17 protein-coding genes are annotated in these 19226 nt (G+C 47.2%); 11 read left to right on the plus strand and 6 right to left on the minus strand.

Annotated elements, in window-relative coordinates; all coding sequences use genetic code 11:
- Positions 1–12 precede the first annotated feature (12 nt).
- From GMA8713_RS07165 to GMA8713_RS07190, 5 genes are all read left to right on the plus strand, one after another.
- Positions 13–1056: a substrate-binding domain-containing protein gene (locus tag GMA8713_RS07165; protein WP_198159470.1), complete on the plus strand. Its 1044-nt coding sequence runs from the start codon at positions 13–15 to the stop codon at positions 1054–1056.
- Positions 1056–3554 carry an EAL domain-containing protein gene (locus tag GMA8713_RS07170; protein ID WP_062707219.1) on the plus strand — a complete coding sequence of 833 codons (2499 nt, stop codon included), beginning with the start codon at positions 1056–1058 and terminating at the stop codon, positions 3552–3554. The genes GMA8713_RS07165 and GMA8713_RS07170 overlap by 1 nt, the downstream gene beginning before the upstream one ends.
- 408 nt (positions 3555–3962) lie before the next feature.
- Entirely contained in the window at positions 3963–4247 is a 285-nt protein-coding gene (locus GMA8713_RS07180; protein WP_062707222.1) for an antibiotic biosynthesis monooxygenase, read from the plus strand.
- Positions 4248–4587: 340 nt separating this feature from the next.
- A complete protein-coding gene (locus GMA8713_RS07185; RefSeq protein ID WP_062707400.1) occupies positions 4588–5064 on the plus strand; it encodes a peptide-methionine (S)-S-oxide reductase in 477 nt (158 codons plus the stop codon).
- A 21-nt stretch (positions 5065–5085) separates the two neighbouring features.
- Positions 5086–5436 carry a rhodanese-like domain-containing protein gene (locus GMA8713_RS07190; protein WP_062707224.1) on the plus strand — a complete coding sequence of 117 codons (351 nt, stop codon included), beginning with the start codon at positions 5086–5088 and terminating at the stop codon, positions 5434–5436.
- Positions 5437–5474: 38 nt separating this feature from the next.
- Here the strand turns inward: GMA8713_RS07190 and mltC are convergent, their stop codons facing one another.
- From mltC to GMA8713_RS07210, 4 genes are all read right to left on the minus strand, one after another.
- Entirely contained in the window at positions 5475–6590 is a 1116-nt protein-coding gene (mltC, locus tag GMA8713_RS07195) for a membrane-bound lytic murein transglycosylase MltC (RefSeq protein WP_062707226.1), read from the minus strand.
- 170 nt (positions 6591–6760) lie between these two features.
- Positions 6761–7945 (minus strand): L-2-hydroxyglutarate dehydrogenase, encoded by a 1185-nt coding sequence (gene lhgD, locus GMA8713_RS07200; RefSeq protein ID WP_062707228.1) that lies wholly within the window; start codon positions 7943–7945, stop codon positions 6761–6763.
- Between the two features lie 104 nt (positions 7946–8049).
- Entirely contained in the window at positions 8050–11433 is a 3384-nt protein-coding gene (locus tag GMA8713_RS07205; RefSeq protein WP_062707231.1) for an EAL domain-containing protein, read from the minus strand.
- A 180-nt stretch (positions 11434–11613) separates the two neighbouring features.
- Positions 11614–11976: a nucleotide pyrophosphohydrolase gene (locus tag GMA8713_RS07210; RefSeq protein WP_062707232.1), complete on the minus strand. Its 363-nt coding sequence runs from the start codon at positions 11974–11976 to the stop codon at positions 11614–11616.
- Positions 11977–12210: 234 nt separating this feature from the next.
- Here GMA8713_RS07210 and GMA8713_RS07215 point away from each other — a divergent pair, with 234 nt between their 5' ends.
- From GMA8713_RS07215 to GMA8713_RS07240, 6 genes are all read left to right on the plus strand, one after another.
- On the plus strand, positions 12211–12789 hold the full coding sequence (locus GMA8713_RS07215; RefSeq protein WP_062707233.1) for a DedA family protein: 579 nt from the start codon (positions 12211–12213) through the stop codon (positions 12787–12789).
- A gap of 47 nt (positions 12790–12836) precedes the next feature.
- Entirely contained in the window at positions 12837–13913 is a 1077-nt protein-coding gene (locus GMA8713_RS07220) for a D-alanine--D-alanine ligase (RefSeq protein ID WP_198159473.1), read from the plus strand.
- A gap of 43 nt (positions 13914–13956) precedes the next feature.
- On the plus strand, positions 13957–14496 hold the full coding sequence (locus GMA8713_RS07225) for a DinB family protein (RefSeq protein WP_062707235.1): 540 nt from the start codon (positions 13957–13959) through the stop codon (positions 14494–14496).
- Complete coding sequence (locus GMA8713_RS07230) at positions 14497–15252, plus strand: NRDE family protein (RefSeq protein ID WP_062707237.1); 756 nt, start codon at positions 14497–14499, stop codon at positions 15250–15252. It begins immediately after the preceding gene.
- 66 nt (positions 15253–15318) lie between these two features.
- Entirely contained in the window at positions 15319–15744 is a 426-nt protein-coding gene (locus GMA8713_RS07235; protein WP_062707238.1) for a YHS domain-containing (seleno)protein, read from the plus strand.
- Positions 15745–15777: 33 nt separating this feature from the next.
- The gene (locus GMA8713_RS07240) at positions 15778–17529 is read left to right on the plus strand and encodes a bifunctional lysophospholipid acyltransferase family protein/GNAT family N-acetyltransferase (protein WP_062707239.1); all 1752 of its coding nucleotides are present in this window, start codon (positions 15778–15780) and stop codon (positions 17527–17529) included.
- A 78-nt stretch (positions 17530–17607) separates the two neighbouring features.
- Here GMA8713_RS07240 and GMA8713_RS07245 read toward each other — a convergent pair whose 3' ends face one another.
- A complete protein-coding gene (locus tag GMA8713_RS07245) occupies positions 17608–18123 on the minus strand; it encodes an outer membrane beta-barrel protein (protein ID WP_062707240.1) in 516 nt (171 codons plus the stop codon).
- Between the two features lie 214 nt (positions 18124–18337).
- Complete coding sequence (locus GMA8713_RS07250) at positions 18338–19045, minus strand: DUF445 family protein (RefSeq protein ID WP_062707242.1); 708 nt, start codon at positions 19043–19045, stop codon at positions 18338–18340.
- Positions 19046–19226: the final 181 nt, after the last annotated feature.

Below are 19226 nucleotides of genomic sequence, written 5' to 3' on the forward strand. Positions count from 1 at the left end.
TCTGCGGAAACGGTGACAACATATTACGTCGACTACGCAAAGGAAAAGGTGAATAGGGCGATATCTGAAGACGATGTCTGGGATGGTCCCAAGACTGGTCCGAGTATTGTCAGCAATAAAAACATCATTTACGTCGCATCTGACTTGAGAAATGGTGGGGTCTATGGTGTTGGAAAAGGGGTGTCTGAGGCAATTTCAAACCTTGATTGGGACCTTAGGTTTATTGATGGATTTGGTTCTGAGGTTCGGCAGGGGGCGGCAATAAAAAAAGCGATCAGCTTCAAACCTGACGCGATTATCCTTGGTGGTATTGACGCCCAGAAACATAAAGAAGTCCTAAAGGTGGCCAAAAGCCAAGGGATAGTGGTGATCGGTTGGCATGCGACTGAATTAGCCGGCGGCAACAGTGAGCTTGGCCTTTTCATGAATGTCACCACAGATCCGCTTGCTGTAGCTGAGATTGCGGCAATGCTAGCAATCGTCAATTCCGGAGGGCGAGCAAAAACACTGATCTTTTCAGACCCCAACTACAAAATTGCAACCATCAAAGCGAACGCCATGGCTGACACCATCAGACGCTGTGCATCCTGTGAGGTCTTAGAGGTTAATGCTCTGCCATTGGATAAAATTGCTGAACAGATGCCAGTGACGTTCGAGAGTCTGTGGAATAAATACGGCGGAGATATCACCCACATCCTCGCCATCAATGACCTCTACATTGACTACGTCATCCCTTCTCTTGAGACAAACGTTGAACAACAAATTCAGATACCTCAAAACATCTCTGCCGGTGACGGAAGCCGCGCAGCCTATAAACGTATCAATAATGGTGGCTTTCAATTGGCAACGGTACCTGAACCACTCTACCTGCATGGGTGGCAGATCACTGATGAACTGAACCGGGCTTTCAACCAACTTCCCCCAAGTGGATATTCTGCCAAGGTACACATGGTGACTCCTGAAAACGTCAGCCAATTGATTGGCAGGCAAGAACGTGGTGTCTATGACCCGAAGAATGGCTATCGCGAAGCCTATCTTAAGATATGGAAGCCATGATGAATTTGAACAATACCAGCATTACTCAAAGACTGATCATTTCTAGCCTGATGTCACTTTTAATGGTGAGCTTTGCTGTTTTGATCGTTATTCGTTCGCTTTTCTACATCGAATCAACGTTGAAAACAGAAACCTCACGTCACGTGTCTGAGCTGATTGTGAACTCTGAAATCAGTCGCCGCGTTTTTGCGTTGACTTCACGTGTGAAGCTGTTGGAGCAGACGTTCCTGTACAGTGAAACGGTACTTTCGGAAGAGGCGTTTAACATCGATTTTCAACTCCAAAGGTTGAGGGATCTCTCTGCCAATCAGGAGTTTTCGAAAAAGATTGACGCATTTATAGATAATTTTCACCGATTTCTCGGAAGTTCATTAGCGTTAAATCGAATCCTGAAACAATCTAAAGCTATTGATGCTAAGTTAGCCAAACAGCTTAATTTGCTGGAGTTTGCAGTCGCAGCAAGCAAGTTGGAGCACCTCAGTGAGGATAGGGTGGTTATCTACAACAATGAGTTAGATATTATCGCCATGCTTCGGGAGTCATTTCTGACAGTGGGCAAAATGCTGGGTGATATCCATAGCCGCATAACGCCTGAGACCGAGAAAGTCTTGCTCATTGAGGCGGAAAAAGAACTAGATATTCTCCAGCTACACTTGGAAAACCTTGATATATCCACCCCTAAGGTCAAAGCGCAAAAAATTAAGATCAGGAAAACTTTGAATCAATACCATGCAACGCTGAGGAAAATCAGGGCGAATCTGGATCAGCGTTGGAGCGTGATGGATGCACTTGTTCAGTCTCAGGCAGGGCTGCTACAGCTTGTGGAAAGTACAGAATCTAGAGTTCAAGAGCAAACATTACAACTCACTTCACAACTTGAAGATGTGATCACTGAATCCCGTTTTAATGCCATCATCATTAGCCTTTTAGCGTTTTTGTTCTCTGTTTTACTGATCAATCACGTTGTGAGTAGACATATTCAAAAGCCTTTGGATGATCTTAAGGATGGATTTGACCGCCTAGTCTCAAGCGGGACTAAGCGGCCTATTAACCTAGGGCGAACCGATGAATGGGGACACATTGAAAGTGCTTACAACAACATGGCTGCTCGGCTATCTGAAGCATATCAAGCCATCACAGAAGAGAAGAAGAATTTCGATTTCCTCGCGCATCACGACCCACTGACCCACCTTGCGAACCGATTGTTGGCTACCAAAGAGCTCACAAATCAAATTACTCACTCTAAGCAAAATGGCACCAAATTCCTGCTTCTCTATCTGGATATTGATGAGTTCAAGACGATTAATGACTCTTTAGGCCATGCGGCTGGGGACAATTTACTGGTGAATGTTGCAGAGAAACTCACCAGATTGATCGGAACTTCAGGCTTTGTGGCCCGTATGGGAGGGGATGAGTTTATGATCCTGATGCCCGAAACCAACTTGGAGCAAGGGAAATTCATTGCTCAACGAATCAATAAGGCAATTAAGAAGCCTTATTACATCGATAAAAGTACCGTCTTTGTTTCAGCCAGTATCGGGATCTGTGAGTTTCCTGATCATGGCTGTGATGGTGAGACTCTGATCCGAAATGCGGATACGGCAATGTACTATGCCAAACGCAATGGCCGTGACAGTTACCGTATTTATACGGACGAAATGACAACTGAAGTGAATGATATCATTGAAACAAGTCGTGGACTGCATCATGCGATACGTAGAAATGAACTGACCGTCTTCTTCCAACCCAAAGTAAATTTGACATCGGGCAGTATTCTCGGTGCGGAAGCTTTAGTGAGATGGCAACATCCCAAGCTTGGCCTGCTTCCTCCTTCAGCTTTTTTGGAAGTTGCAGAAAAAACAGACTTGGTGGTCAATATTGATAAATGGGTGTTTGGCAAAGTCGCTAGGTTGATTAGCGAGTGGAAAAGTGAAGGGGTTGATACTTCCAATATTCTTATCTCCGTCAACTTCTCAGCGAGGATGTTCTACATGACGGATCTGGCTGAACAACTGCAAACAATCCTCGATAAAACAGATTGTGCGCCGAGCCAACTGATTCTGGAAATTACGGAACGGGACATGATGCGGGACTTTGAAACCTGCGTCAGGACCATCGAAACACTTCATGCCAAAGGCTACAAGATTGCGATTGATGATTTCGGTACAGGGTACTCTTCTCTCTCTGTCCTAAAAAATCTGTCAGCAGATTACATCAAGTTGGATCGCAGCTTTATCAAAGACGTTAACTCTTCATCGTCTGATTATGAAATTACAAAAGCGATTCTCAAATTGGCAAAAGTGCTGGATTTATCTGTGGTCGCAGAAGGCGTGGAAACCCAGCCCCACGTTGATACTTTGCGTCAGCTAGAGTGCACTTTAGCGCAAGGTTACTATTTTGCTAAACCTTTGTCAGTTGATGACTGGGTGGATTACCTCGGTAAAGCCCCAGATAAGGTGGTCCAAAGAGAAGAAATCAGGCTTAAAACAGTGAAGTAAGATTTAGTATGCGGTCAGAATTATTGACAAAAATAGCCCTTTTCAGGGCTGTTTTTCGTTGGTGAGGTGGAAACGGTGATACTGGTTCCACGCTGATCGGTGTATATCCCAAGCAAGGTGCAAGGGGGCAAAACTGGATATTGCACCTGCCAAAACAAGAAGTTGGTTATCACATGAGGGTTGATGATGACGCCCTTCGCGACATTGACCATAGCCAGCACCCGTCCGCCAGTGTGGGCAATCCAAAAGCCTGACCCATCCGGACAGAGATTTTGTGAATGATCGATTATCGTAGTGGATGGCGGCATGACTAAGAAGAGGATTTATCAGGACCAGCGGTCAAATTTCACTAATAGGTATTTTTCCGTGTTAAGGTCTTCTAAATCCAAGGATTACAAGGCGTTTAAGATGATTGCAAGGGAATGGAAAGCACGCTGCCCAAGGCACCATGAAGAGGGGTTTGTTTCATATCTTTATGAAACAGGTGTGAAGGAAACGTCTGAGACTGAAGGCTTTCAGGGAGCGCAGATCTTTAAGCGTGACATTGACGGAAAATCAGAAATTACGCTGATCAGTTACTGGAAAAATATTGAGTGCATTAAGGCCTTTGCTGGCGAAGAGATTGGGATTGCCTGTTTGTATCCTGAAGATGAAAAGTACGAACTGGAACCTGACTTTCACGCTTCTCACTAGGGTCTGTTGACCTTTGGTGATGATTTTTGCAGCAGTTTGTGGGGATTTTATGCGAGGCAGAGGCTTCGATCTGTAGCTAGCCTACATGAGAAGCTGATAACGCAGCATAAAATCCCCACAAACGCTGCCCGAAGGGTTCTGCTCTAAGCGTTTTATACTTTGTTGAGGTGTATTTGCTTAGAATAACTAGGCGGCACACACCTCGCCGCACCCAAAACGCTTATAGCGAGAACAAAATTTAACCACCAAAGGTCAACAGACCCTAGGAAGTGGTCAAGAATCGTTTGATAGCCAAACAAGATACTCAGCAGCAATGAAAAAAGCATCGCCAGAAAAACCGTTGGAAGAGATTTACTTTGCAGGCGGTTGCCTGTGGGGCGTTCAGGAATTTATGCGCCACTTGCCGGGAGTGCTATCCACAGAAGCCGGGCGGGCAAACGGAACCAGCGATTCAACGGCTACACCTTATGACGGTTATGCCGAATGTGTGCGAACACAATTCGACCCTTCCACGGTCTCTGTCATGACGCTGATGGAATATTTCTTTGAAATCATCGACCCTTACAGCGTGAACCAGCAAGGCGAAGATGTCGGCGAGAAATACCGCACAGGCATATACAGCAATCATCCTGAGCATTTGACCATTGCCCGTGAATTCATTGCGGCCAGGGAAGATGCGGAAAAAATTGCGGTGGAAGTCTTGCCTCTTAGTAACTATGTGCCGAGTGATGATGAGCATCAAGACAGGCTGACCCGTTTCCCTGATGACTATTGCCATATCCCTCTGGATTTATTACATAAATACAAGAAGAAATAGATTAAAGCCAAGGATGAAGGAATGAACAGAACAATCGCATTAACCCTGACACTTTGTAGCGCCTTGCTGGTGGTGCCTGTGGCTTTGGCAACCGAGCGCGCAGAGTATGGCTGGGAAATGATTGAACAGGGCGCGATGGTGGTGGATGTTCGCACGCCGGGTGAATTCGATGATGGCCACTTGAGTGGCGCGCTGAATTACCCGGTGACGGAATTGGATAAACACATCCAGAGCTTAGATAAAGACACACCGCTGGTGCTGTATTGCCGAAGTGGTGTTCGCTCAGGTGCAGCCTATCAATACTTGTTGAGCAAAGGCTTCACCAATCTTCATAATGCAGGTGGCTTTGAAGAAATGAAAAACGCGAAGTAGTGGACTTCGCGTTTTTCTAGAGCGTTTTAGGCGCTCGCCTAAATCTTTCCTTCGTTAAACCCTTTCTGGAAGTAGAGCACCTTCTGCAGGTAGCGTCTCGCCTCGTCTTTCGGATGCTGGGTGGTCAGGGCATCATAGACCTGACGCGGAGACTTGCGGTTAAGCTCTACCATCGCTTGTTTGCGATCGTTATGGAAGGTCGCCAGAACACCGCCCGTGCCGCCGTTGTAGGCGGAAATCATACTGAAATGCTTCGATGACGCATTCTTTACATCGCGTAGGTAACGGGTTTTAAGAATGTGCAAATAGGCTGTGCCTGTGTCGATATTGTTCGCCGGATCGAACAGGTACTCTTTGGTCGGCATTCCCGGCTTTTTCTTCACCAGATTAAACACATCTGCGCCTGCTGTTTTCGGGATCACCTGCATTAACCCGTATGCGCCCGCATGGCTGACCGCATAAGGATTGAAGCTGCTTTCGGTTTTGATCACCGCATAAATCAGATCCTCTGGAATGTCATAACGCTTTGAGGCGTCGCGAACATAGTGTGCATACTGGTATTCACGCTGCTCCAAATGGTCTTTCACCATATCAATCTGCACGTAATAAGCTTTGCCGCGTTTGATGGTTTTACTTTGCAGCTTGTTGTCGATGAGGTAATCCGCAAAGCGGTTTGCACGCCATTCCCATTCAATTGATTTGCCTTCCTGATCGACAATCTGGCCACGGAAAAATGGCTTTCCGGTGAGCTCAATATCTTTGTCCGTAAACTGCTCGACGTGCTTTGGATCAGCAGGCATTAATACCGTTTGAACGATGGCTTTTTGCAGCTTCTCCATCGGCTGGCGTTGGGCAACGGTAGAAACGTAGATCTTACCTGCCTCAAAGTCGATGTGCGCACGGGTTTGGTAGCCGTCCAGATACTTCACATAGCGATGTTTGCTGGACTCGACATACTCATCGTCACCCCATTGTTTTTTCGCTTCTTTGGCAATGTAAGCGAACAGGGCGTTGATTGCCTTTTTGTTCGCATCAGACACGGGTTGGCTGGTCACTGGTGGCGGTGTGTTATCGCAGTTGCAGTCCGGGGTTTCGGGCGCTGCCGAGCAGCCAGCAAGCAGAGTCGCTGACAGCAGAAGAATGGCTTTTTTCATCGTCACTTCTGATTGTTGTTTTTGTTCTCAGTGAATAGAGGCGACGATGCTATGCCTGACCTTAAAAAAAGAAAAGAAATTTGTCGGTGAGGGCAGGGCTGAAAACTGAAATTTTGCGCTAACACACAAGCTGTTAGCGCATTATTTAAGCAGGTTGATCGGGTGCAATGTTAAAGCTGCTCCACGATATGTTTTGCGATAGGAAAGCAAGATGTCGCAGCGGGTGAGGGGGCGTTGCAAACCACCAAGGCGTGCTTGGTTTTGTGGAACAGAAAATCGTCAACCAAATCGCCGTTTTGGTAGACCGCCTGAGCGCGAATACCTGATGGATAAGAAAGCAAATCCTGACTGGTCAGGGATGGGCAATACTTCTGCACTTCTTGGAGATACCCCGGTTTCCAGAAACCATTGCGAAGCTCTTTCAGCGCTGATTTGAAGTTGCGTCGAATCACTTTGTAAAACCCCGGATATTGCAGCATTTCAACCACGTCAGCCGGAGAGAATGAAAAACGAGAGTAGCCTTCACGGGCAAGGCTTAACACCGCATTCGGACCAACAGTGACTGAGCCGTCAATCATCTTGGTCAGGTGAACACCGAGGAAGGGCAAGGCGGGATCAGGAATGGGGTAAATCAGGCTGCTGATAATGGCATTATGCTCAGTCGCCAACTGGTAGTAATCGCCCCGAAACGGCACCATCTGGAAATCGGGTGTTTCACCCAGCATACGCACAATGCGGTCTGACATGATGCCTGCGCAGGAAATCAGTTTTCCGGTATGGAAGGTTTGCTCACCTGCCACCACGGTCACGCCATCTTTGGATTCCTGAATGTATTCAACGGGATGACCGTAGAACACATCGCCGCCTCTCTCCTTGATCATACTTCCAAATTTTTCGCAGATTTGGCGGTAGCTGACGATACCTGTCGAAGGGACAAAGATAGCGCCAAGTCCGTTGATATCTGGTTCTTTTTTCTGAAGCTGGTCCGCGCTTAGTACATCGAATTCCAATTCGTTGTCAGCGGCGCGGACTTTTAATGCTTCCATACGTTCGAGTTCAATGTCGCTGGTGGCAACCAGCAGCTTGCCGCACTCTTCGAAAGGGATGTGGTGCTCGGTGCAGAAGGCTTTGATGGCCTGATTCCCTTCTTTGCAAAAACGGGCTTTCATACTGCCGGGCGTGTAGTAGACACCAGCATGGATCACGCCGCTGTTGCGACCGGTTTGGTGACTGGCGGGTTGTGATTCTTTCTCAACCACCACGACTTTGGCATTCGGTTCGCGCTCCTGCAGTTCGTTAGCGACGCTGAGCCCGACGATTCCCGCACCAATAATCAAATAGTCGCAATTCACCATGTATCAATCCCTGATAAAGCCATCGGTAAGAAGTTTGATTGAATGCTAATTCGTCAGTGATGGAAAGGTATTCGGGGTGACTCTGTGATACAAGCTAAGTGTTGTTAACCGGCTGACTTTCTTTTATTAGCTGTGCGTCTCTCGTAGGGACTTTCAATCCCTGCTTTATAAGAGGAAATCAAGCGTCCAAGGGGAACTGGCTGGCCATACACATAACCCTGGGTGTAATCCAGTCCAGCTTCGCGCACAAGGCGCAAGTCTTCCTCGCTATTTAACTTATGTGCAGAGGTTTTAACTTTCAGGGTATCTGCGACCTCCTTGATGGAGTCAATAATGTGTTTGTCGACATTGCTGGATTTCATCATAGCAATGATGCTTCCATCGATCTTTACTTGGCTGATATTGAACTCGCGCAGATAACCGAAAGAAGTGAGTTTGGAGCCAAAGTTGTCGATAGACACTTCACAGCCCAGCTTGCGAAGGGATGAAACAATATCTTGGGATCGAACGGTATTGATAAGCAAAGTGCTCTCTTTTACTTCAATACATATTTGGCTGGCGGGGAGAACACTGTCGTTGATTGTCTCGAGACAGTAGCTCATAAAGCTTTCACTGTAGAAGGCTCCCGTTGAGATATTAATGGCGATATGCAATCCAGTTTCTGCCAGCGCTTCTGCCTGCTCCATGAGGACTTCATTAAACACCCAACGTTCGATACTGATTAATCGGCCTGTCGGTTCGGCGGCGGGCAAGAAATCAGCAGGAAGCAGCAAATCTCCTTCTTCTGTAATGAGGCGAACGAGTACTTCATACCAGGTCGGCAGTTCTTGACTGTTTGGTACCAAGGGCATACTGAGCAGGCTAAAAGAATTGGTTGAGATAGCAATATCAATACGTTGCAACAGGAGGTCCCGGCGGATTGAAATGCGATCATTCAACAATGATGGGTTGAACACTGAAATGGCAGGTTTGCAGCTTTCAGTCAGTGACTCAAGGGCAACCTGCGCCTGATAAATTAATTGAGATGGCGTACTTTGCAAATCCTCGGCGGCGGTTAAACCAATCGAGCAATCTAACGGATAAGAAGTGTCACCTTGTTGGTATTTTAATGAACAGATTTTTTCTGACAATTCGCCGAGCGATTGTTGGGCGTCGTCTAACGATTTGTTGAGTAGTAGGAGAGCAAACTGGTTGTCGTTGAGCCTGGCAACGGCCTTTATTCCATAGGACTTGATCACTGAGCAAGCAGACTTGGCTAACTGATCCCTGATTGAGTTGCCAAACGCCTCTGCCAGGGCATTCAGTCCACTGATTTCGATCACTGCCAGCGTGTGTTTACCCGGTGAGTCATTGAGGTTTTTAATGTGACCTTGCAGATTGTGTTCAAAAGCACGTCTATTTGGCAGTTTTGTGAGCATATCCATCGACGATTTTTCTTCTGGCACTGCAACTCGTTCCCCCATGGAGATGGTTTCCTGACAGAGCCCGACGAGTCTTGAAGCCGTTTCCGAGTGGATCAATCTGGCGAGAAGGTGATGGCAAACCATCTGATCGTGTCTGTTTTGAACCTGTATATTGAGGTCGAGCTGCTGCCCGTTATGCATTCGCGCAGCATCAAACATGGCATCGAGCTGGTGTTTGTCTGCAGGAGAGACTTTGTCACGCCATCGGGATTTGGAGACGCCTTCGCTTTCCAACAGCCCATACAAGGCGTACATTTCGCTGTTCCAGTAAATCTCTTCAGTCTCCGGGTTGTACTCCCAAAGACCAAAATTGCACACTTGGTTGATCAGTTCGGCTTGTTTGGCAGCCAAGGATTTTTGCAACGACAGCTCACGTTCATCACCAATATCTGTGATGGTGCCAATGACCTTGGTAGTAACGCCTAGGCTGTCTTGTTCTATCGGCTGGCAATGATCCCTTACCCAGCGGTAACGTTCATTTTCATCAAGTAATCGGTATTCAATGATGCCAAATTGGCCACCTTTAGATGTCACAGTATGTTGATATGCGCGGAGGTCATCTGGGTGTATTCGTGACATCCACTCATAAAGACGTTTTACATTGCTTGCTTTGATACCAATGGCCTGACTGGCATTTTCGGAAAGATGTATAAATTTGGTGTGGCATTCCATTTCATAAACCGCAGTCCGGTTGATGCCAAGCGCAAATTCAAACTTTTTAGACCACAATTTCCGCTCTTCATCGAAGCGACGATCTTTATCAATATTCTGAACCTGATAAATAAACTGAAGGGTATTCCCTGTCCATTTATCCCTGACAATAGAGACACCAATACGGGTCCAAACCACCTGTTTGCTTTTTTTGGTAAGACGAACTTCAGCTTGGAATTTATCTATCTCGCTGAGTGTAAGCAATTGAAGCTGCTCGTTGGCTGTGTCTTTGTCGCGATGGAACACAAGCTGACGGAAGGTTTTTGTTTCAAGCTCTTCGGCGGTGTAGCCAACGAGGTCGATGAAACTTTGGTTAGCGTTACTCATTCTGCCATCAGGCTGCACCATCACAGTGCCAATCACAGAGGATTGCATGGCGTTTGAAAACAACTCTGCACGCTCATCGCTCATCTTCTGAATCTGAAGCAGGCGCGCTGATTTTACTGCAAGAATAGTTCCCAGCAACATTGCGCCGCTGATAGGTAAGAGTAGGCCCATTGTACCGTTGGGTCCGGATGATATCGTTAGGTTTTCACTGGGATTAACCAGTAGTAAGTCCAGGGTTATTGATACTACGAAAGCGGTAAAAAATGCTGAGAGTCTATCTAAAACGGCACCTGCAATGGTTAACGCGATGGCGATAGCAATGAAGGGGAATGTGACTTGTGCCAGCAACCACCCGGATAAAGCGGCAATAAGAAATATCGTTACCAGTGTGGTTGGTTTGTAGATGCTGGATGGTAACTCTTTGTTGTTTTGTAGCACCGTATAAATTAGAGGGGTGATGGCAAGAATGCCAACCACATCACCCAGATACCAGGCTGGTGCGACAGCTTCAAATGGAATGGAGAGTTCTCGGTTGAGTACCCAGCCCCCCAAAATAGCGCCGGCCATTGGGCTGATTAAAACCGTACAGAAAACAAAAAAAGTCAGTGCTTTCATGGAAAGAAAAGGTTCTGCATTTCGACTGATATAGGCGAGTGAAATACTACCAAGGGCAATCGTTGTGCTGTTAGCAGCGGCGAGTTGCAAGCTCTGCAGCACTTCATCGCCAAATAGCAGGTTAGAAAGTAGGATGGCGGCAAAGGCAGAGCCAATTAATGCGAGGCGCTGGCATGAAGGCGCAAGGGCAATCATGCCGATAGCGAAGGCATTGGTGTACCAAATAAACGCAGCACTCCCAGGTTGCCTAAGAAAATGAATAGCAAATAAGGCGAGAAAAAGGCATCCCAAAAAAAGAAGTGTGACCCGGAGTACAACGGCGTTTTCAGGAAATATGTCCTTGGATTCGGTCGGCGCTGCCGTTGGAGTCATTGATTTATCCGTTACTTTGAGTCAAATAAATACACTTTCCCTATCGGCGAACGATGACAGCGAAGCTACGCAGAGAGGGGAAAGTTCTGTCTCAAAAGTCTAGATGATGTCTCATTTTTGTGCTGAAAAAAGCCAAGATAGAAAGCAACGATGTCAGCGTTCTGTGACACGTCATTTTTCTTAAAGCTCGTTGTATTTTACCGCGCGGCCAAAACACTTCTCTGGTGGGTATTTTTTGCGGTTGTGCTCGATTTTTTCGTTACAGGCTTTTTCTAAATCCACCCCACAACGGTCGGCTATGCGGATCAAGTACAGTTGTATATCTGCTAGTTCATGTTCCAGTGCCTGGCGTTTCTCTGGAGGAAAGTTATCGGCTTGATCAGGTGTGAGCCATTGGAACAGTTCAGACAATTCGCCCACTTCACCGCTCAATGCCATCACCAGATTTTTAGGATTGTGAAATTGTTCCCAATCGCGTTCGCGGGCAAATTCAGCCATGTCAGACTGTAATCGAAGAAAGGCGCTTTGAGGTTTATCCGTCATGAGAGGTATTTTCCTTGATAGATTTAGCGGTTCAATTGGTTAGTTTGTCACGGATTGCGGTATGGGAAAACTGATGTGAGGTATTGATGCTTGGTGGCTAAATTATCTCTCTGTTTGTTCCGTTTTATGAAAAATAAGAATTACGTCTCTTTGTGAAAGTAAATGCCCATCAATCCTGTCTATTCTGTAAATAGAACTACATAGCTAGGGTGCATACCCCATAAGGCGCCTATCTTGAACGATATCACCGCTACATTACTGACTTATTCCCCAGTGACACTCTTCTTCGCAGTAATTCTGTTGTCCTATTTGCTCGAAGATTTAGCCATTGTGACTGCCAGTGTTGCTGCGTCACAGGGCGTCATGTCCGTGCCTATAGCATTGGCGGCAATTTTTGTCGGCATTGCAACGGGGGATATAGGCCTCTATGCACTTGGTTTGTGGTCGCGTCGATGGAGGAAACTGAGGGGAATCTTATTGACCAAACCGAGCGTGAGGATGATACGCCGGAAATTACGAGCCCATGCATTTGGAAATTTGTTCCTTATCCGCTTTGTGCCGGGTCTTAGGTTTGTGGGCTTTTGCCTGAGCGGTTTTTTCCGCGTTGGGCTGAAGCCGTTTTTGTCTGCTGTGCTGGTCGCTACTGCGCTCTGGACGGCGTTGGTTTTCGTGTTGGTTTATCAACTGGGCGAAATTGAATGGATTAATCGTCATCTCAGCTGGGGGCTCATCCCGGTTGTGGTGCTCTTGCTCATTGCAGTGAATCGCGCTGCAGGGAGCAAGTTAAAGGAGAAAGCGATTTGCACAGATTAAAATTGGTGGAAGAGAAAACTTCTCCCGCCTTGCCAGTTAACCATGGCATGCCACCTTTGGATATGAGCGGCAAACCTGTGTCGTTTTTTGAATTCTGGCCGAGTTGGGTGTTTTACACACCCGTCGCCATTCAATGGGTTTGGAATGGCCTGAAATACAAAAGCTTCGGGCTGCCGCTGGTGGCAAATCCTGGCATTGAACTGAGCGGCATGGTTGGCGAATCTAAAGACGCCATTCTGTCTTTGGCGGGCGAAATAGCCAAACCTTGGGTGTTGCCTTACATCATGTGGGAAAAAAACGCGATGCCACCCGAAACCCAGGCTCATCAGGCAATGACTGCGTTACAAAAAGCCGGGTTGGGCTTTCCTATTGTTGCTAAACCGGATTTGGGCTGTCGTGGCGCAGGTGTTCGTCTGGTGGAAAATAAAGGTGAGTTGGAAGAATACCTTCGCCTGTTTCCTGACGGTGCCCGTTTGATGCTTCAGGAAAAAGCCCCTTATAACGCTGAAGCGGGTGTGTTTTATGTGCGTTATCCCGACCAGAAAAAAGGGCAGATTATTTCCCTGGCCCTTAAATACAATCCATTTGTAGTTGGCGACGGAGAAAGCACTCTCGCCCAATTGATTGATCAAGACTCCCGAGCTGGAAAGCTCGCCCATTTATACCGAACGCGTCATGAAGACAAACTGGATTTAGTGTTGGGTAGAGGAGAAACCTTCCGACTCGCCTTTGCCGGTAGTCATTCGCGTGGCGCGATTTTCCGTGATGGATGTGACTATATCAGTGATGCGTTAGTCGAGCGCTTGGATGAAATTTTTGATGACTTTCCCGGTTTTTACTTTGGGCGGATTGATCTCAAATTCCGGGATATCAACAGCCTGATGCGTGGCGAGGATTTTGTGTTGCTGGAAGTTAATGGTGCCAGCAGTGAAGCGGCACACATCTGGGACCGCGGCGCAAGCATCGGAAGTGCATTCAGTACCTTGCTGGATCAGTATCGTATGCTGTTCGAGATTGGCAATCTGCAGCGAAACGCCGGACACAAAGTTCCATCGCTGTTAGCGCTTTACCGGGCATGGCGCCATGAAAAGGCCCTGGTTCGTGATTATCCGTCCACCGATTAAAACAATAAGTCGTAGTAAAAATCTGTTTATTTGAGGGAATACCATGTTAGCGAGAGATTCCAAGCCACCACTGAATGAACCATTTGCAGTTGAGGTAGAGGGGTGTTTGGACGTGGCGGCGCAGGCGCTTGAGCTTTTATATCAGCTTTCTGATGACCAATATAACTTTGTTGCAGCACCTTATTTGCAGAGTTCAATCGGCCAACACATGCGCCATATTCTGGATGTTATGCATGCGGCTTCCGCGCAGGACATCGATTATGATGTTCGCCGTCGTTCTCATCCTGTAGAAACAAGCCGGGAGATAGCGATTGCAGAGTGGAGACACCTTTGTGAGTGGTTGGAAAGTCTGGGTGACGCTGACATGAATACCGCTCTCTATGTGCGCCATGAAGTGAGCCTAAACCGTCTGGCTGCCGCAAAATCTGCATCTACTGTAGGTCGAGAGCTGGTATTTGTTTCCAGCCATGCTGTGCATCATTTCGCGTTGATCCGCGTCAGCCTCAGTGCGCAGAATATCGGTGTGGCAGAAACCTTTGGTCTTGCGCCAGCCACTCTTAGTCATTTCCGTGGAGAAAAGTGAATGTGTACTGTCAGCTGGTTGCTGAATGATAACGGATACGATGTGTTCTTTAATCGTGATGAGCAGAAAGGCCGAGCGATCGCGCGTTCACCTGAGCAGTTTCAGGACAAAGGTACAGTTTTTCTGATGCCCGTCGATCCTGACGGTGGCGGCACCTGGATTGTAACTAACCAGCATGGACTCTCACTTTGCCTGCTGAATTACTATCAGGGCGATATCCCTGAATTGCCGCTGATAAGTCGTGGGTTGCTTGTGAAGCTGCTAGCACCTTCGTCTTCAGTGGCAGAAGTGGTCAGTACGCTCAATGAACTTCATATGGGATCTTATGCGCCTTTCACGCTGTTGGTTTTCGCACCGGATTTAAATGCGCATCATGGCCATGTAATCGCCTTTCAGTGGGATGGTCACGTGCTTACTCAACGTCCGAGCGTTGAACCGATGATTTCCTCGTCAGTAGCTTTCCAAGAAGTGATGATTGCAAGGCGAGAGGCGTTCAAAAGCATCATGACGGAACCGCAAACCATCGAGAAGGCGTGGGCGTTTCACAGGAGCCATGTGCCAGAAGCAGGCTACAAATCTGTCTGTATGCACCGTGACGATGCCAATACCGTGAGCTTCACGCACCTCAGTGCTGCACCGGGTGCAATGGAAATGGTTTATGTCGATGGGTCGCCTTGCCAAAACGGTCCAGCGGTGACAAAAACTTTAGTTCGAAAAGTACCAAACATGCGTTTGGTTGCCAGCGAAAAAAGGTGAAATTTTTACTTCGAGACTAGGTTCTTATTTAGCAACTGAATCTGAATAAATGGAAGGGAGTGAAAGATGTCTCGCGTACTATTACTGTTTACTTTGTTGTTCTCACCTCTAACTTTCGCCGCTGATGTTTACACTGGCTTTTTCAGCAGCAAAGCGGTCAGTGGTTATGACACTGTGTCTTTTTTCGATGGCACGCCAGTCAAAGGTAAATCAGACTTCAAAACTGAATATCAGGGCGCTGACTGGTTGTTTTCAAGTCAGGAAAACCTCGACAAATTCCTTGCTGACCCTGAGAAATATGCGCCGCAATACGGTGGCTACTGTGCATGGGCAATTGCTGAGAAAGATGATTTAGCACCTGGCAACCCTGAATTCTGGACGATCGTCGATAATAAGCTGTACCTGAATTATGACGATTCTGTTCAGAAAACTTGGGAAAAAAATATCCCGGGCTTTATTGAACTTGGTGATAAAAACTGGGCGAAGCGCTAGACCGACCTGCTAACTGAAAAAGGAGAGTCATCAATGATCAGTCCCTTTCAGATCCCGAGAAAAACGCCGTTTGGTGTGATTGAAAAAGCAGTGGAATCCGTCACAGGTCTCCGGGCTTTAGACAAGCACTACCGACGTCGGCCTGAAGGGATCGATACCGATCATTTTCTCTCTTACACTCTAGATGTGCTCGGCATTGACTACACGGTCTCAACTGAAGACGTGGACAACATTCCAGTCAGCGGCAGCACAGTCGTTGTCGCTAACCATCCGCTTGGTGGTGTAGAAGGCGTGATTCTTGCCAAGCTACTGCGTCAGGTGCGGCCTGATTTGAAAGTACTGGCGAATTACTACCTGAAACGTATCCCTGAACTTAGCGATATTTTTATCGGCGTCGATGTGTTTGAAGGGGAAAGTGCGCGTAAGGCAAACTTGAGAGCGTTACGTGAAGCCCACCAACATGTTAGCGAAGGCGGCATGCTACTGATCTTCCCAGCAGGAGAAGTCTCTACCTTCGATGAAGATGGGCAGCTTAAAGACAAGGTCTGGAGCCGTTCGGTTGCCGCCTTGGTGAAAAAGCACAAAGCGATGGCGTTACCGATTTATATCGGTGGCCAGAACAGTCGTAAATTCTATCGGGCCGGGCGTATTCATCCACTGTTACGTACAGTAATGCTGGCTCGTGAACTGCTCAATAAACGCGGTGATTCCATCCCACTCTCTATTGGCGAGCCGATCGCTTGGAAAGAGTGCCGCTCTTTTGATAACGACGACGCTTTGGTGAATTATCTGAGGCTTAATACTTACCTCCTGAACCATGAAAATGCGGTAAAAGCTGTCGAGTTGGAACAGGCAGGTGAGCCTATCATTGCGTCACAATCTGTCGATGCAATCGAGCAGGAATTGGCAACATTGCCTCCGGAAGCCAAGCTTCTTACGTCGAATGAGTTTGATGTGTACTGTACTGAAAGCGAGAGCATTCCGGTCATCCTTCAGGAAATTGGCAGAATACGCGAAGTGAACTTCCGGTCTGTCGGTGAAGGTACAGGCATGGCTTGTGATATCGATGAATATGATGATTATTACCTGCACCTGTTCATCTGGGATCGGGAAGCGAAACAGATGGTGGGCGCATATCGTTTAGGGAAAGTGCAGGAAATTGTCGCTGATAAAGGGCTGGATGGGCTCTATTCCCGAAGCTTGTTCCAATATGACGAGCGCTTTGTTGAAAGCATGGGGAATTCACTAGAGATGGGCCGTTCGGTGATTGATGAAAAGTATCAGCGAAGCCTGTCGGCGTTATTGTTGCTTTGGAAAGGCATAGCGGCTTATGTGAGCAGATTTTCTGATATGACGACCTTATTTGGGCCAGTCAGCATCAGCAACGATTACCCGCTCGCGGCGCGTCGTTTGCTGGCTGAAAGCCTGAGCGTGCATCACTATGATAAGAATATCGCGCAACTGGTTAAACCTACCACACCGCTGGAAACCTCAGCGCCTGTGCCTTGGCATACCTCCATGCTGGCTGGGTTGGGTGATTTGCAGTTGTTGTCCAGAGTGATTGGCCGTATGAGTCAGGGATTGGGTGTGCCCGTGTTACTGAGGCAGTACCTTGGACTGAATGGCAAGTTGGTGTGCTTTAACGTGGATCCCGCATTCAACAATGCACTGGATGGCTTGATCATGGTGGATTTGCGAAATGTGCCAGTGAAAACGTTGGGTCGGTATATGGGTAAAGAGCAGGCGAAAACCTATCTCGATTACCACCAAAATACATGCAGGTAGTTTGGGTATAAATTCAATTCATTGCTCATTAAAAAAGCGCCGACATCCGGCGCTTTTTTCTATGGTTATTTGACAGCTTTAGAAACTAAGGCTGGCCCCCACACTAATTGAACTGGTTTCAGCATTACCGGCATCACGATAAGTCAGTTCTACTGCCAGGCCAGGGCCAATGCCAGGAGACAGGTTAATACCCACAGCACCCAGCAGACCCCATCCATCTTCTTTTTCAAGAGCATAGGTATTGTCGTAGTAGTTACCCCCGCCGCGCACATAAATATCACCCAAAATGATCGGAACATTCACTTGAAGTGCCAGTGGAATCGACGTAGAGGTGAAGCTCTGATCCACGCCGTTTTCATCTGGAATATCTGCAGTGGTTTCGCCATAGCCAGTATAGATGCTGCTGTAATCATTAATGTTCAGCTTACCGTTAATTGCCCAGAAGTAACCAGTGGCACTGCGACCTTTGTATTTCACATCAGTGATACCCGCATCCGCGCCGACCGAAATAGGCAGTATCAGCGCAGAGGCAGAGGTTGCAAAAAGGGCTGCACTTAGAGCAGTCAGCGTTATCAGTTTCTTGGATTTAGCCATGAGGTCACCCCGTATAGAAAAGCAATCACCAGTAACAAGCTTGTGACAAAACATATGGAATTCAGTTTAGGAATGAATCGGCGGGAAAGCGGGGCAACATAACCATTTTTAACAACAAGATCAGATATTTGTGAGCTGTACCCAAACAATCTGCTGTGGAAGTGACAAAAACGGCACCCAAAGGTGCCGTAAACATCCATCGATGGAGGCTTTATCAGGCCGCAACAAGCGCGGAAATCACACCAATCACACCACCGAAAACACCACCCCAGACCACCAGCCAGCCCAGGTGCTCGCGGATCATCTTCTGAACAATTTCCTTCACCATTTCCGGTGTCAGTTCATCCAGACGCTGTTCAATGACAGACTCGATGTTAGCCGTGATATCGCCCATCATTTCCGGTTGTTCAATTTGGCCTTTCAGCGCTTCGCGGAAGTTATCCTGCTGAGTAATGTCGACCACTGAGTTTTTCATTTTCTCTACGAATGGCTGACGCAGTGGTGCCAGTGCTTCCGAACCGCCCATCATGGCTAGCATGCCACCAAATGGACTGTTGTTGATGACTTCTACTAAGCCATCAAACGTTGGATTGAAGTCGATTTGTTCAATCACAGGTTCAAGGTTCAAAGCTGCACCGCCAGACATTTCTTTATTCAGGAAACGATCAACATTTTCCTGGGTGAAGAACTGATCCATCATCAATGATTTGATGCCAAGCTTAAACGCCTCAAAACGTGCTTGAATAACACCAGAACCATACAGCCCCGGCACCTTTTCAAACAGCATGTGCACGGCCAACAAGTTGGTCAGCGAACCTGACAGCGCAAACAAACCACCATAAAGTGCCAGTGGTTCTTCAAAATAGTATCCCGCTGCGAAAACGGCTGCAGCGATAAGATTGGTCAAAAAGCTTTTGTTCATTGTTTTTGCTCAATATGTGTACTTGGAAATGGCGATGATTTTAGTCAAAGCGAAGACAACGAACAATATGGCTGTTACATCAAATGAGCGAGGAGAAAGACTGCTTTTCTTGAATCTCGCCAAAAACTTGGTTCAATGTATTTTGCAAATAGCTGTGGACGTAATATCGAGTTTATTTCAG

The sequence above is a fragment of the Grimontia marina genome, assembly GCF_900060185.1.
Classification (GTDB): Bacteria; Pseudomonadota; Gammaproteobacteria; order Enterobacterales; family Vibrionaceae; genus Enterovibrio; species Enterovibrio marinus.

Excerpts from the sequence above, each read along its gene's own strand:
- GMA8713_RS07170 (WP_062707219.1), top strand. The coding sequence starts at position 1,056 with ATGAATTTGAACAATACCAGCATTACTCAAAGACTGATCATTTCTAGC.
- GMA8713_RS07180 (WP_062707222.1), top strand. The coding sequence starts at position 3,963 with ATGATTGCAAGGGAATGGAAAGCACGCTGCCCAAGGCACCATGAAGAG.
- GMA8713_RS07190 (WP_062707224.1), top strand. The coding sequence starts at position 5,086 with ATGAACAGAACAATCGCATTAACCCTGACACTTTGTAGCGCCTTGCTG.
- mltC (WP_062707226.1), bottom strand. The coding sequence starts at position 6,590 with ATGAAAAAAGCCATTCTTCTGCTGTCAGCGACTCTGCTTGCTGGCTGC.
- lhgD (WP_062707228.1), bottom strand. The coding sequence starts at position 7,945 with ATGGTGAATTGCGACTATTTGATTATTGGTGCGGGAATCGTCGGGCTC.
- GMA8713_RS07205 (WP_062707231.1), bottom strand. The coding sequence starts at position 11,433 with ATGACTCCAACGGCAGCGCCGACCGAATCCAAGGACATATTTCCTGAA.
- GMA8713_RS07210 (WP_062707232.1), bottom strand. The coding sequence starts at position 11,976 with ATGACGGATAAACCTCAAAGCGCCTTTCTTCGATTACAGTCTGACATG.
- GMA8713_RS07220 (WP_198159473.1), top strand. The coding sequence starts at position 12,837 with ATGCCACCTTTGGATATGAGCGGCAAACCTGTGTCGTTTTTTGAATTC.
- GMA8713_RS07225 (WP_062707235.1), top strand. The coding sequence starts at position 13,957 with ATGTTAGCGAGAGATTCCAAGCCACCACTGAATGAACCATTTGCAGTT.
- GMA8713_RS07230 (WP_062707237.1), top strand. The coding sequence starts at position 14,497 with ATGTGTACTGTCAGCTGGTTGCTGAATGATAACGGATACGATGTGTTC.
- GMA8713_RS07235 (WP_062707238.1), top strand. The coding sequence starts at position 15,319 with ATGTCTCGCGTACTATTACTGTTTACTTTGTTGTTCTCACCTCTAACT.
- GMA8713_RS07240 (WP_062707239.1), top strand. The coding sequence starts at position 15,778 with ATGATCAGTCCCTTTCAGATCCCGAGAAAAACGCCGTTTGGTGTGATT.
- GMA8713_RS07245 (WP_062707240.1), bottom strand. The coding sequence starts at position 18,123 with ATGGCTAAATCCAAGAAACTGATAACGCTGACTGCTCTAAGTGCAGCC.
- GMA8713_RS07250 (WP_062707242.1), bottom strand. The coding sequence starts at position 19,045 with ATGAACAAAAGCTTTTTGACCAATCTTATCGCTGCAGCCGTTTTCGCA.